Origin of the sequence: Corynebacterium sp. P3-F1, from assembly GCF_030503635.1 — a bacterium.
Taxonomy (GTDB): Bacteria; Actinomycetota; Actinomycetes; order Mycobacteriales; family Mycobacteriaceae; genus Corynebacterium.
The window spans coordinates 1,626,264-1,639,354 of record NZ_CP129965.1; the positions used below are offsets into that span (position 1 = coordinate 1,626,264).

Genomic DNA, 13,091 nt, shown 5'->3' on the forward strand with positions numbered 1-13,091 from the left:
TGAAATCGATTGAAATCATTTGAATTCAACGCCAAATGCATGTTCCCTGGCGTAACCTGCGATAGATCCGAGAGCTGAAGCGTCGAAGTTGAGTGAATGAGCAGCAAGGCACTGAGACGCTGAGACGCTGAGGCGCTGAGACACTGAGGCGCTGAGAAGTTAGGACGCTAAGGCTCCAAGCCTCTGAAGACCCATTTGACCCTGTGACACCGCGAAGGAGAGACGTGGCCGCATCCGAAGCCGACGATCGCCTAGCGGAACTCGTTCCCCTCGCGCAGAACGGTGATCAGCGCGCCCTCAGGGAGATCATCAAGGTCATCCACCCGGTGGTTCTCCGTTACGCCCGCGCACGCATCAGTGGAGGCAGGACACCCACTGCCGAGGATGTCGCGCAGGAGATCTGCTTGGCAGTTGCCACATCTGTCGGGAAGTACCAGGACAAAGGCAAGCCGTTCATGGCTTTTGTGTACGGCATCGCTTTCAACAAGGTGACTGATGCGCACAGAGCGCTTTCCCGGGACAAGTCCAGCCCCACCGATGAGGTCCCGGACCACGAGTTTCTCGGAGGTACGCCCGAAGATGCCGCAATGGTGGAAGCGGGAAGTAACAGAGTGCGAGAGTTGCTCGATCTGTTGAGTGAGAGGGCGAGAGAGATCGTCGTGCTGCGTGTCTTCGTCGGGTTGTCCGCCGAAGAAACAGCAAAGATCACCGGCAGTACCGCAGGTGCGGTGCGTGTCGCTCAGCATCGTGCTCTCGCAACGATGCGGAAAGCCGTCGAAGAAGAGCAGCAGCGGCAGCGTGAGAAGCTGAGCTGAAAAGAGAATAGATAAGGAGGGTAGCCATGGGACCGACATTCAACCGCCGGCACGGGAAGCACCGTGCAGCAAGCGCCGACGTGGATGCGAACTTCGATGTGCAGGCCAGTGACGCATTTCTGACCGAACTGTCGCGGGGCATCGACCCATCTGATGGTTCCGATGAATTGGCTGCCCTATTCCTTGAGCTTCGCACTGAGGTGGAGGCTCCGATGCCGGTGGCTCCGGAACTGCCCGGCCCTTGTGTCGTTGATGTGGAGCAGCGCCGTGCGCAGCGCGGTGGTGGCTTCCGTGACACGGATAAGCATGAGCGCCGTTTCCGCACGAGCCCGTGGTTTGCGGGCGTTGTCGGTGCGGCCGCGGCCACTGTTGTGGTCGCCGGCACCGGCGCCGCGTTGTACAACGCCACACCGGGCTCAGCCTTGTGGGGGCCCTCTGAGGCGGTGTTTGGTGAGGGTACGAATTCAATTGAGTTCGCCAGCGCGCTGGACGAGATTGAAGACAAGACCCAGTCGGGCGACATCGCGGGGGCACGCGTACTCATTGAGCAGCTGCGCGAATCTTTGAACCATGGGCGGTCTGACCGGTCCAAGCGTTCGCAGCGCGATGGGGCAGCCCCTGTCGCGCCAAACAGCACTGCGACCGTGTCGCATCAGCCGCAGCCGACGGAGAAACCTGCTGCACCGGCGGAGGCTGCCACGGTGACGGTTACCCCGGAGCCGGTCACCCAGACGGTCACCGTCACTGAGACGGCTGCTGCGCAGGGTGGGGTGGACCGCGAAACGTCGTCAAGCGTGAATGCCCCCTTGACAACCTCAACGATTCCCACGACGACGAAGACGCCGGGTGCCCCGCAGCCGACTCCGCCTGCGGCGCAATCGTCGCAGTAAAGCTCGCGTTCCGGACGGTTGGTTACGTACCTTCCGGTTAGCGGGCGTCGAGTCCGTCGAGGTAGCCCAACGCGTAATCCCAGGGCACGTACGCGCGCGGATTGGGCTCGGCACTCGGTTCATGTACTGGCGGCAACTCGCCCTGCAAGCTGGCAATCATGTTGGTGATCATGATGTCCCAGTCGTAGTAGTGGACCTCATCGCAGTCTTCGCACAAGAAGTGGATGCCTAGAATTCCGCGCGGCTCCAGCACGTGCTTGAATTCGCGGGTCTGGGCGAGGTCGCGGATGACCCCTTGGCGTTCTTCCGGGCTGAGCGGCTCCACGACCTCGTCGTCTTCGATGAAGGATGCGGGATCGTTGGGATCGTCAGCGAACGGGTCGCGCGGCATCATCGAGTCAAAATTCACGCTTTCCAGCCTATTGCTCACCTGCCACCTAGTTCAATTCCCCGCCGCCTCGAGAGGGAGTTGCGGCGCCGGCCCCTGAACCGGCATCCGATTTGCACGACGCACTATGCTGACATGCGTACAGGCAGTGGTGTATGCATCTGGTGTATGCGAGGGCCACAGGCACGTCCCCGCGCAGCGGAGAAAGGGAGCGAGTGATCATGTCCAGCGAGCGAATCCATACCGGCGGAGACGATCCGAACAAGGTCGCGTTCCGCGGCCTGACCTTCGATGATGTCCTCCTTCTTCCGGCTGAATCCCACATTGTGCCCAGTGAGGTGGACACGTCGACGCTGTTCAGCCGAAACATTCGCCTGGGCATCCCTGTGGCATCCGCGGCGATGGACACCGTGACTGAGTCCCGCATGGCCATCGCGATGGCGCGCCAAGGCGGCATCGGCGTTCTGCACCGCAACCTCTCCGCGCAGGACCAGGCAGAGCACGTCGACGTGGTCAAGCGCTCGGAGTCGGGCATGGTCACCGACCCTGTCACGGCATCGCCGGACATGACGCTTAACGACGTCGATGCCTTGTGCGCCCGCTTCCGCATTTCCGGCTTGCCGGTCGTGGATGACAACGGTGTTCTCACCGGCATCATCACTAACCGCGACATGCGCTTCGAGCGGGACTTCAACCGTCCCGTTTCCGAGGTCATGACGCCGATGCCGCTAGTCGTCGCCCAGGACGGCGTGTCCAAGGAAGAGGCGCTGAACCTTTTGTCCGCCAACAAGGTGGAGAAGCTGCCGATCGTCGACGACGCCGGCAAGCTCACCGGCCTGATCACGGTCAAGGACTTTGTGAAGACGGAGCAGTTCCCGAATGCGTCCAAGGACGCGGAGGGCCGCCTGCTCGTCGCCGCCGGCATCGGCACTGGCGAGGATTCCTACGAGCGCGCCGGCCTTCTCGTCGAAGCGGGCGTCGACGCCTTGATCGTGGACTCTGCACACGCACACAACAACCGCGTCCTGGAAATGGTCAGCCGCGTCCAGCGCGACTTCGGCGACCGCATCGATGTCATCGGCGGCAACTTGGCTACCCGCGAGGCCGCACAGGCAATGATCGACGCGGGTGCGGACGGCATCAAGGTCGGTATCGGCCCCGGCTCCATTTGCACCACCCGCGTCGTCGCCGGTGTGGGTGCTCCGCAGATCACCGCGATCCTCGAAGCGTCCGTTCCGGCCCACAAGGCAGGCATCCCGGTCATCGCCGACGGCGGCATGCAGCACTCCGGCGACGTGGCCAAGGCCCTTGCCGCCGGTGCATCGTCCGTGATGCTCGGCTCCATGCTGGCAGGTACCGCCGAGGCCCCCGGCGACATCGTCGTCGTCGGCGGCAAGCAGTATAAGCGCTACCGCGGCATGGGCTCCATGGGTGCGATGCAGGGTCGCGGCCTGACAGGGGAGAAGCGCTCCTTCTCCAAGGACCGCTACTTCCAGGCGGATGTCACCAGCGAAGACAAACTCGTGCCGGAAGGCATTGAAGGCCGCGTGCCCTACCGCGGCGAGATCGACTCGATCACCCACCAGATCGTCGGCGGTCTCCGCGCGGCCATGGGCTACACCGGCTCCGGCTCGATCGAGGAGCTGCAGACGAAGCAGTTCGTCCAGATCACCACTGCCGGCCTGCGCGAGTCCCACCCGCACGACATCACCCAGACCGTCGAAGCACCGAACTACAGGGGTTAAACATGCGCGATTACGTTGAGATCGGCATCGGCCGCGAAGCCCGCCGCGCGTACCAACTGAATGACATCAGTATTGTCCCCTCGCGGCGCACGCGTTCCTCGAAGGACGTGGACTTGAGCTGGCATATCGACGCTTACACGTTCGATGTCCCTTTCGTCTCCCACCCGACGGACTCGCTGGCCAGCCCGGAATTCGTCATCGAGATGGGCAAGCAAGGTGGCCTCGGCGTGATCAACGCCGAAGGATTGTGGGGCCGCCATGCGGATCTCGACGGTGCCATTGCCAAGGTGGTCACTGCACGGCTCGATACAGATCGCGCCAAGGAGGCGTCGTCTGCCGAAGATAATGCTGTGAAGACGCTCCAGGAGCTCCACGCTGCTCCGCTCGACCACGACTTGCTCTCCGAGCGCATCGCTCAGGTCCGCGATTCCGGCGTCACCGTGGCCGTTCGCGTGAGCCCGCAGCACGCGCGCGAGCTGGCGCCGGTTGTGATCAAGGCAGGTGCCGAAATCCTGTTCATCCAGGGCGAGATCATTTCCGCCGAGCACGTCCGGGAAGGCGGGGAGCCCCTCAACCTGAAGGAGTTCATCGGCTCCCTCGACGTTCCCGTCATCGCCGGCGGCGTGGCCGACTACTCCACTGCGCTGCACCTGATGCGTTCCGGTGCCGCCGGCATCATCGTCGGCCAGGGCGTGACCACCTCGGATTCCGCACTGGGGATCCGTTCCCACATGGCCACTCAAATCGCCGATGCCGCGGCCGCGCGCCGCGAGTACCTCGACGAGACCGAGGGGCGCTACGTGCACATCATCGCCGACGGCGGTGTCAAGACCAGCGGCGATATCGCCCGTTCAGTCGCTTGCGGCGCCGACGCGGTGATGCTCGGACCGGCTTTGGCCTCCGCGGCCGAAGCAGCCGGATACGGCTACTACTGGCAGTCGCAGACTGCGCATCCGCGCTTCCCGCGTGGTCTCGTCGAGCGTTTCGGCGGCGGCTTCTCCTTCGGCTGGGGCCTCGACGACGCGGATGCGGCTCATGCTGTGCTGGAGCAGCTCCGGGCCGGCAGCCCCAGCCTGGAAACCATCCTGCACGGCCCCAGCACCAGCACTCGGGGCGGCCACAATCTCGCCGGCGGCCTACGCCGGGTGATGGCCAAGTGCGGCTATACCGACATCAAGAGCTTCCAGAAGGTGAGCATTACCGTCATGCGTTAAGCCACGCGTGGAGTCAACCCATCAAATCAAGGCCTGCCTTTCCGCCCAGCACTGCTCGTTTCGGTGCTGGGCGGTTATTATTGTGCGTACCCCTGAAACGGTGATGTGAAAATCATATTTCTACACAGCGTATTGTTAATCTTCGGCACGACGAACTATGGTTAGCCTAACGTCAATATAAGATCCGAAAGGAAGAATCATGGCACGGCTTACGCGTATCTCCATACGGGCGGCTACGTTGGGTCTCTCCGCATTGCTGGCAGCTTGCTCCACCACAGACACTGGCGCCACCGACGAAAAACCGGTTGTACTGACAACCTTCACTGTCATTCAGGACATTGCCCAGAATGTCGCGGGGGACCATCTCACCGTCGAGTCGCTGACTAAGCCCGGTGCGGAGATCCACGGGTATGAACCAACGCCTGGCGACATCCAGCGCGCCTCAGACGCCGACCTCATCCTCGACAACGGACTGAATCTTGAAAGCTGGTTCGATCAGTTCGTTCAGGATGTCGATGCCCCGCATGCGACTGTCTCCGACGGTGTCGACCCGATCGACATCACCGAGGACGAAGCAGCTGGCAAGCCCAATCCGCATGCGTGGATGAGTCCGGTAGTGGTGAAGACCTACGTGGACAATATGGTCAAAGCCTTCAGCGACCTCGATCCGGATCATGCCGAAGACTTCAAGGCCAACGGCGAGGCCTACAAGGAGGAGCTGGACAAGGTGCAGAACGGCATGGTCGAAGAGCTCTCCGACCTGCCAGAACAGCACCGGGCGCTGGTGACCTGTGAAGGGGCTTTCTCCTACATGGCCCGCGACGCGGGCCTGGAGGAGCGCTTCATCTGGGCGGTCAACTCCGAGAACCAGGCAACACCGCAGCAGATATCGCGGGCCATCGAATTCGTCAAAGAGAACGAAGTGCCCGCAGTGTTCTGCGAGTCCACCGTGAGCAAGAACCCGATGATGCAGGTTGTCGACGCCACTGACGCACGGTTCGGCGGCATTCTCTACGTCGACTCCCTGTCTGAACACGATGGGCCGGTGCCGACCTACCTCGAGCTGATTGAGCACGACGCGGACGTGATCACGAACGCCCTGACCGGGAGGAAATAATGCAGCCCGCCATTTCAGTGCACAACGTCACCGTGCGGTACGGTGACGTGCTCGCCCTCGACGACGCATCGCTTGAGCTGTACGCAGGGCGCGTTTGCGGGCTCGTGGGCATGAACGGCTCCGGCAAATCAACGCTGTTCAAAGTTATTATGGGCCAAATCCGCCCAGATTCTGGCACCGTGCGCGTCGAAGGAGACGATCCGTCGGTCGCACGTATTGACGGCGCGCTCGGGTATGTCCCACAACGCGAAGCGATCGACTTCGACTTCCCTGTCACGGTTGGGGAAGTGGTCATGATGGGCCGGTACGGAAAAATGGGGTGGACGCGGCGGCCAGGCACCGCCGACCACGACGCTGTCGCCCACGCGCTCGAACGCGTTGAGCTCACGGAGTACGCGCACCGCCAGATTGGCCAACTCTCGGGAGGACAGCGCAAGCGGGCCTTCGTCGCCAGGGCAATCGCGCAAGAAGCGCGGATCATGCTTCTCGACGAGCCGTTCGCGGGCGTCGATAAGCGAACTGAGGCAACGATCACCCGGTTGCTCCGAGAACTCGCTGATGCCGGGACCACCGTCTTCGTTTCTACCCACGACCTGCAGGCTCTGCCGGGGCTCGCCGATGAAGCAATGCTGCTCATGCGGTCCGTGCTCATGCATGGAGACCCCCACGAGGTGCTGCAACCGAATAACCTCGCGAAAGCTTTTGGAATGGATGTGATGAACCGATGATTTCTTGGCTGACTGATCCGTTCGCCTACGACTTCATGGTCCGTGCGCTGGCGACGACGCTGATTTCTTCGATCGTGTGCGCGCTGCTGTCGTGCTGGCTCGTGCTCGTGGGCTGGTCTCTCATGGGCGATGCCGTCTCGCACGCGGTGTTTCCTGGCGTTGTGCTCGCCTACATCGCGGGAGTGCCGTTCGCCGTGGGTGCCGTCATCTTTGGCTTCGTTGCGGTCGGGCTGATCGGGCTTGTGCGTGACACATCAAGGGTGAAAGAAGACGCGGCGATCGGCATCGTCTTCACCACATTATTTGCCATTGGGCTGGTGCTTGTCTCCGTCACGCCGTCGCAGACTGACCTGAACCACATCATTTTCGGCAACCTGCTCGGGGTATCCAAGGCAGAGCTATTGCAGATTGTGGTTCTCGGTGTGCTGGTATTCGCCGTGCTCGTGCTCAAGCGCAAAGATTTTGTCCTCTTCGCCTTCGACCCGGTCCACGCGCACGCCATCGGGATGAACCCGAAGCTCATTGGGGCGGGGCTGCTTGCGTTGCTCGCTCTCACGTGCGTGGTGGGGTTGCAGGCTGTCGGCGTGATTTTGGTGGTGGCGATGCTGATCATCCCCGGTGCCACCGCGTACCTGCTGACCAATCGCTTCTGGCACATGCTCATCATCGCCCCGTCGATCGCGGCGCTGTGCGCAGTCGTCGGACTCTATGCCAGCTACTACCTCGACGCCTCCCCGGGCGGGTTGGTAGTCGTGGCGCAAGGGACGGCGTTCATGCTCGTTTACCTGTTCAGCCCGTTGCAGGGCATCGTGGTTACTCGCTGGAGGTCGGCGCAGCGCCGGCAGGAGACACAAACAGAGCGTCCGTCGCAGACCGGCCCAGCGATACAGGTTGGGTAGCGCCGACGAGGCGGATATCCAGCGCTTCGGAGAATGGCGCGCCCTCCGCAACATCGAGCGAGGCACCAACGACGAGTCCGTTTTTGTCGAAGTACTTCAGCAACTCGGGGTCCGAGTCAGAGATTCGTTCAATGACCACGCGGTGCCCAGCGCCGACCTCGGTGAGGGATCGCGCGTCCAAATTGCGCACCGCACCGTCAGCTGAAGGAATTGGGTCACCGTGCGGGTCGCGGGTGGGGTAGCCAAGGAACTCGTCGAGGCGTTCAACCATGAAGTCAGAGACGGCGTGCTCGAGGTGCTCCGCCTCGTCGTGCACCTGATCCCACCTGTAGCCAAGGCTTTCTACCAGGAACGTCTCGATGAGGCGGTGGCGTCTGATCATCTCGATGGCAAAGACTCGACCCTGCTTTGTCAGCTCTACCGAGCCGTACGGAGCGTGGGTGAGCAGACCCTGGGACGCCAACTTGCGCACCGCGTCTGAAACGGAGGACATGCGCAGGCCGGTCACCTTTGCCACAGACGAGGCCGTCACCGGGTCAGCTGACCACTCCGTCAGGCTCCAGATCGCCTTCAGGTAATTCTGCGTGGAGGTAGACAGATCATCGACGGATTGGGGCTCTGACATGAACCTGAGCCTATCGTCTTCTGCAGCGAATTACACGGAGCGTCAAACGGTAGGACTTCACGCGCCTGCCCACGCGGCGCAAAGCCCGAGCGCGAGCTCCGGCTCCCAAGGCCATGAGATAAACTCTGTAGGCGTGACAGAGTCGACATCACTTGCAAACCCGGCAAATTCCGCCCCCGCGAACGCGCACCCCCGACCCGTCTTGGTCGTAGACTTCGGTGCGCAATACGCGCAGCTCATTGCCCGCCGCGTGCGCGAGGCGCGGATCTACTCGGAGGTCGTGCCCCACACGATCACGGCTGAGGAACTCAAAGCGAAGGACCCGGTCGCGCTCGTGCTCTCCGGTGGCCCGTCGTCCGTGTACGAAGACGGCGCCCCGCAGCTCGACCCGCAGATCTTCGAGCTGGGTCTGCCGACCTTCGGCATTTGCTACGGCTTCCAGGTGATGACGCAGGCGCTCGGCGGCACCGTAGCTAAGACCGGTTCCCGCGAGTACGGCCGCACCAACATGAATGTCCGCGGCGGCGTGCTCCACAACGGTCTGCAGGCCAACCACCCGGTGTGGATGAGCCACGGCGATTCCGTGACTGAGGCCCCGGAGGGCTTCGAGGTCACGGCATCGTCGGAGGGCGCACCGGTCGCCGCGTTCGAGAACACCGGGAAGTGCATGGCGGGCGTTCAGTACCACCCGGAGGTCATGCATTCGCCGCACGGCCAGGAGGTGCTCACGCGCTTCCTCACCGAGATCGCCGGCCTCGAGCAGACGTGGACTGCGTCGAATATTGCGGACCAGCTTATCGACGCAATCGCGGAGCAGGTCGGCCCCGATGGCCGTGCCATTTGCGGTCTGTCCGGCGGCGTGGACTCCGCTGTCGCCGCAGCCCTCGTGCAGCGCGCGATCGGGGACCGCCTCACTTGCGTCTTTGTCGACCACGGTCTGCTGCGCCAAGGCGAGCGCGAGCAGGTGGAGACTGATTTCGTCGCCGCCACCGGAGCCAAGCTGGTCACCGTCGACGAGCGTGAAGCCTTCCTGGGCAAGCTCGCCGGGGTGACCGAGCCGGAGGCGAAGCGCAAGGCGATCGGTGCTGAGTTCATCCGCTCTTTCGAGCGCGCAGTCGCCGGTGTCCTCACCGAGTCCGGCGACGATGCCCCTGTCGACTTCCTGGTGCAGGGCACCCTGTACCCGGATGTAGTGGAATCCGGCGGAGGCTCCGGCACCGCCAACATCAAGAGCCACCACAACGTCGGCGGCCTGCCCGACGACGTGGAGTTCGAGCTCGTCGAGCCGCTGCGCCTGCTGTTCAAGGACGAGGTGCGCGCGGTGGGCCGGGAGCTCGGGCTGCCCGAGGTGATTGTGAACCGCCAGCCGTTCCCGGGCCCGGGCCTGGGCATCCGCATCATCGGCGAGGTCACCGAGGAGCGTCTGGAAACCCTGCGCGCCGCCGACGCGATCGCGCGGGAGGAGCTGACCAAGGCCGGTCTCGACGACCAGATCTGGCAGTGCCCGGTCGTGCTGCTCGCTGATGTCCGCTCCGTCGGTGTCCAAGGCGACGGCCGCACCTACGGCCACCCGATCGTCCTGCGCCCTGTCGCCTCCGAGGACGCCATGACCGCCGATTGGGTCCGCGTCCCCTACGAGGTGCTGGAGACTATTTCCACCCGCATCACCAACGAGGTGGAGGACGTCAACCGCGTGGTGCTGGACATCACGTCCAAGCCGCCGGCCACCATCGAGTGGGAGTAGTCCGGGCCACCGCAGACCTCGATGAGTCCCGCGGTGCCCCCACCGTGTGAGTCGCTAGTCTGCGTAAGCGAGGCGGCGTGAGCCGTCGACATGCGGGTACAGCACCCATGCCGCAGCCGTGACAATGACGAATACGAGCACGGCTCCCCATGTGGGCCACTGTGCGAGCGGAGCGAGCATCAGCGCCAGCCACCAGAGCATCAAGGGCACGAGCATGCTTATCGACGGCACCGTGTCCACCTTCTTCTCCTCCGCAAACGCCCGCATCTGTCCCCGGTAGGGGTGGAGCAGGGTGACCGCGATGGCGAGCGCCGCGCAGCCGAGGGCGATGAGCACCTTCGGGCCTGTAGCGAGCTGGGAGACCATCACTGCGACGGAGCCAGCGGCACCTGCGCTGCCCGCTGTCCGCACGATCAGTGGTGTGGGGATCGGGGTGACGCGGTTGCGGACATCGTAGGCGTACATGGGGTGGACGCTACCACATGACCTGATGCCGAAAATATGTTCGATATTTTTGGTTGACCGTGGTTCGCCCGCGGAGCATAATCAACTTCCGTGAGTGGAACAAGTGTTCGCAAGACGGTCCCGGAGGTGGCCCAGCCGGCAGCGCTGGCGGGGTCTGCCGGTCGCGCGCGCGCCGAACAGATCGCTGAGCTCCGCTCGAAGATGGCTCAAATCGGTGGAGATGTTCCTGGCAGTGACGGTGATGTGACCGGTTTCTCCGGGGGAGTCGTTTCCGGCGAGGATGTCGTGGGGCTGGGCGAACAGTTCCGCTTCCTGCTCCCCGGCGGCGGCTTGCCGCGCCGCGCAGTCACACACATGAGCGATACGCCCGCCCTTGTCGCGGAGATGCTCCTGAACGTCGTCGAAGCAGGTGGGTACGCCGGCGTGGTGGGGTGGCCGGAGTTGTCATACGCCGGGATAGACAAGCGCTATCTGGGACGCATTATCGCGGTGCCGGACCCAGGTGTGGACCCATTGGGCATCACAGCCGTGCTGACCGAAGGCTTGGATCTGGTTGTCTACCGCTCGCCGGTCCAGCTCGCCTTGTCCCCGGTGCGCTGCCGACCGCTGCTGGGAAAGCTCCGCAGGGGCCGGGCCGCTCTGATGATGGTGGGCGCGACCGTGCCGTCGCCGGCGCTCACGGTGACCGGGGACGTGGAAGCGTTCCGCGGGATCGGCCGCGGCACCGGCCGTATCACGGGCGTGGATATCCGCGTGCGGGCGCAGTCGAAGAGCGTCCACCCCGCATCGGCCACCGTCACGGTGGGGCAGTCCGTCAAAGCAGCGACTGTTTCTGTGGGGCAGACTGATCCGCCGGCGCCAGCGCTGAAGGTGGTGCGGTAGATGCGCGTCGCGGCGGTGTGGTTTCCGGATTGGCCGGTGCAGGCCGCCCGGCTGGAAGCGGACGACGAATTGGAAGAACCCTTGGCCATCGGGGTGCAGCACCGCATCAAGGTCGTGTCGCACCGCGCCCGCGCGCTGGGGGTGCGGCGAGGAATGAAAGTCCGCCACGCTCAGTCGGTGTGCCCGGAGCTCACTGTCATCGACGAGAACGTGGAGCGGGACGGGCGCATGTTCGCTGCGCTCGCGGCGGGCTTCGACGATGTTGCGGCTTCGGTGGAGGTGCTTCGTCCGGGCCTTGCCGTCGTCGATGTCGCCGCGGCAGGCTCGTTCCACGGCAGCGAAGAGAAGGCTATTGAGATGCTCCTGGACGCGGCAGCGCGCCGCGGCATCGACGCGTTTGCCGGGGTGGCCGATGAGATCGCCACAGCGTTGATCGCGGCACGGTCCTCGGCGGTGGTTCCGGCGGGCGGGTCGGCGGAATTCCTCGCCCGCCAGCCGTTGAATGTGTTGGTGGCGGAGACCAGTTTGGGCGCGGACACGGAGACGGTGAAGGCGCTGGGACAGCTCGGGGTGGCAACGCTGAGGGATCTTGCCCGGCTGCCGTCAACAGCAGTGTCCACCCGGTTCGGGAATGCGGGGATGCTCTGCCACCGCATTGCGCGTGCGGCCCCGGACCGCCGCGTGGCACCGGAGCTCCCGGCCACGGACTTGTCGGTGGCTATCACTCCGGAGGACCCGATCGACCGGGTGGATGCCGCCGCCTTCGCCGCCCGCGCTCTGGCCGCCAGTTTGCACGAGCGGCTGGCGGAGGCGGGACAGAACTGTCTGCGGCTGAAAGTCAAGGCGGAGCTCGCTGATGGGACTGTCGTCGAACGGATCTGGCGCACCCGCGAGGCGTTGACGGAGCAGGCCACGGCCGACCGCGTCAGGTGGCAGCTGGACGGGTGGTTGACCAGCGGGGGAGCGGGGACGATCACGTCGCTGCTGCTCGAGCCACTTGAGCTTGCACAACCGGATCCCGTGGGGCAGTTGTGGGGCTCAAGCAGCGGCAGCAGCGACACCACGGGGGACGCCCGCCGAGTGGCGGAGCGCGTACAGTCCGCCCTCGGGATCGACGCGGTGCTGCAGCCCCGGTTCGTGGGTGGGCGAGGGGTGGCCGAACGCATCGAGCTTATCCCGTTCGGGGAGCGCAACCCAGAGACCGCCGACGGGCACAACCCGGCTGACGCTTCCTGGCCGGGGGCGATACCCCCGCCGCTGCCTGCGCGGATCGGCGGCGGTGCGGACCACCCGGCATCTCGGATCACCATTCTCGATGAGACAGCGCGGCCTGTCAGCGTCACTGCCGAGGCGCTGCTCAGCGCTAATCCGTACGCGTTGCGCTGGGGCGGCAGCCATTACTTCATCACGGGATGGGCGGGGCCGTGGCCGGTGGATGAAGGGTGGTGGGACGAGCACTCGCAGAAGGTGGCGCGATTACAGATCGTCGGCAATAGGGAAGCAGGCGGGACCCAGTTAGCGTGGCTTTTGCTCTGGTCGAAGCAGCGCTGGAGCGTGGAGGCGATGTACTCCTAGGGCC

Annotated in this window: 13 protein-coding genes; 10 read left to right on the forward strand and 3 right to left on the reverse strand. The window is 64.1% G+C overall.

All coding sequences use genetic code 11. The annotated features are described in order from the left end of the window. Nucleotides 1-224: 224 nt before the first annotated feature. Nucleotides 225-815, forward strand: a complete 591-nt coding sequence (locus QYQ98_RS07720; protein WP_302006284.1) for a sigma-70 family RNA polymerase sigma factor — start codon at nt 225-227, stop codon at nt 813-815. Between the two features lie 26 nt (nt 816-841). Further along, nucleotides 842-1,705 carry a hypothetical protein gene (locus QYQ98_RS07725; RefSeq protein WP_302006285.1) on the forward strand — a complete coding sequence of 288 codons (864 nt, stop codon included), beginning with the start codon at nt 842-844 and terminating at the stop codon, nt 1,703-1,705. 37 nt (nt 1,706-1,742) lie between these two features. Here QYQ98_RS07725 and QYQ98_RS07730 read toward each other — a convergent pair whose 3' ends face one another. Then, complete coding sequence (locus tag QYQ98_RS07730) at nt 1,743-2,114, reverse strand: DUF5319 domain-containing protein (protein WP_302006286.1); 372 nt, start codon at nt 2,112-2,114, stop codon at nt 1,743-1,745. A 200-nt stretch (nt 2,115-2,314) separates the two neighbouring features. Here QYQ98_RS07730 and guaB point away from each other — a divergent pair, with 200 nt between their 5' ends. The 5 genes from guaB to QYQ98_RS07755 all read left to right on the forward strand — a co-directional run bounded on the left by guaB (nt 2,315) and on the right by QYQ98_RS07755 (nt 7,796). Next, complete coding sequence (gene guaB, locus QYQ98_RS07735; RefSeq protein WP_302006287.1) at nt 2,315-3,838, forward strand: IMP dehydrogenase; 1,524 nt, start codon at nt 2,315-2,317, stop codon at nt 3,836-3,838. A gap of 2 nt (nt 3,839-3,840) precedes the next feature. After that, nucleotides 3,841-5,052 (forward strand): GuaB3 family IMP dehydrogenase-related protein, encoded by a 1,212-nt coding sequence (locus QYQ98_RS07740; protein ID WP_302006288.1) that lies wholly within the window; start codon nt 3,841-3,843, stop codon nt 5,050-5,052. A 199-nt stretch (nt 5,053-5,251) separates the two neighbouring features. Continuing rightward, on the forward strand, nt 5,252-6,169 hold the full coding sequence (locus QYQ98_RS07745) for a metal ABC transporter substrate-binding protein (RefSeq protein WP_087117213.1): 918 nt from the start codon (nt 5,252-5,254) through the stop codon (nt 6,167-6,169). Next, nucleotides 6,169-6,897 (forward strand): metal ABC transporter ATP-binding protein, encoded by a 729-nt coding sequence (locus tag QYQ98_RS07750; protein ID WP_302006290.1) that lies wholly within the window; start codon nt 6,169-6,171, stop codon nt 6,895-6,897. Before QYQ98_RS07745 ends, QYQ98_RS07750 begins: the two co-directional genes overlap by 1 nt. After that, on the forward strand, nt 6,894-7,796 hold the full coding sequence (locus tag QYQ98_RS07755; protein WP_302006291.1) for a metal ABC transporter permease: 903 nt from the start codon (nt 6,894-6,896) through the stop codon (nt 7,794-7,796). The genes QYQ98_RS07750 and QYQ98_RS07755 overlap by 4 nt, the downstream gene beginning before the upstream one ends. Here the strand turns inward: QYQ98_RS07755 and QYQ98_RS07760 are convergent. Next, nucleotides 7,711-8,421 carry a metal-dependent transcriptional regulator gene (locus QYQ98_RS07760; protein WP_302006292.1) on the reverse strand — a complete coding sequence of 237 codons (711 nt, stop codon included), beginning with the start codon at nt 8,419-8,421 and terminating at the stop codon, nt 7,711-7,713. The two genes, QYQ98_RS07755 and QYQ98_RS07760, sit on opposite strands and share 86 nt — an antisense overlap. Before the next feature lie 202 nt (nt 8,422-8,623). Between QYQ98_RS07760 and guaA the strand changes: the two genes are divergently transcribed. Next, the gene (gene guaA / locus QYQ98_RS07765) at nt 8,624-10,165 is read left to right on the forward strand and encodes a glutamine-hydrolyzing GMP synthase (RefSeq protein ID WP_302007731.1); all 1,542 of its coding nucleotides are present in this window, start codon (nt 8,624-8,626) and stop codon (nt 10,163-10,165) included. Nucleotides 10,166-10,219: 54 nt separating this feature from the next. Here the strand turns inward: guaA and QYQ98_RS07770 are convergent, their stop codons facing one another. Next, nucleotides 10,220-10,630, reverse strand: coding sequence for a hypothetical protein (locus tag QYQ98_RS07770; RefSeq protein WP_302006293.1), 411 nt, complete (start codon nt 10,628-10,630; stop codon nt 10,220-10,222). A gap of 90 nt (nt 10,631-10,720) precedes the next feature. Here QYQ98_RS07770 and QYQ98_RS07775 point away from each other — a divergent pair, with 90 nt between their 5' ends. Next, nucleotides 10,721-11,512: a hypothetical protein gene (locus QYQ98_RS07775; protein ID WP_302006294.1), complete on the forward strand. Its 792-nt coding sequence runs from the start codon at nt 10,721-10,723 to the stop codon at nt 11,510-11,512. Beyond that, nucleotides 11,513-13,087 carry a DNA polymerase Y family protein gene (locus tag QYQ98_RS07780; RefSeq protein ID WP_302006295.1) on the forward strand — a complete coding sequence of 525 codons (1,575 nt, stop codon included), beginning with the start codon at nt 11,513-11,515 and terminating at the stop codon, nt 13,085-13,087. The last annotated feature ends 4 nt before the right edge of the window (nt 13,088-13,091 follow it).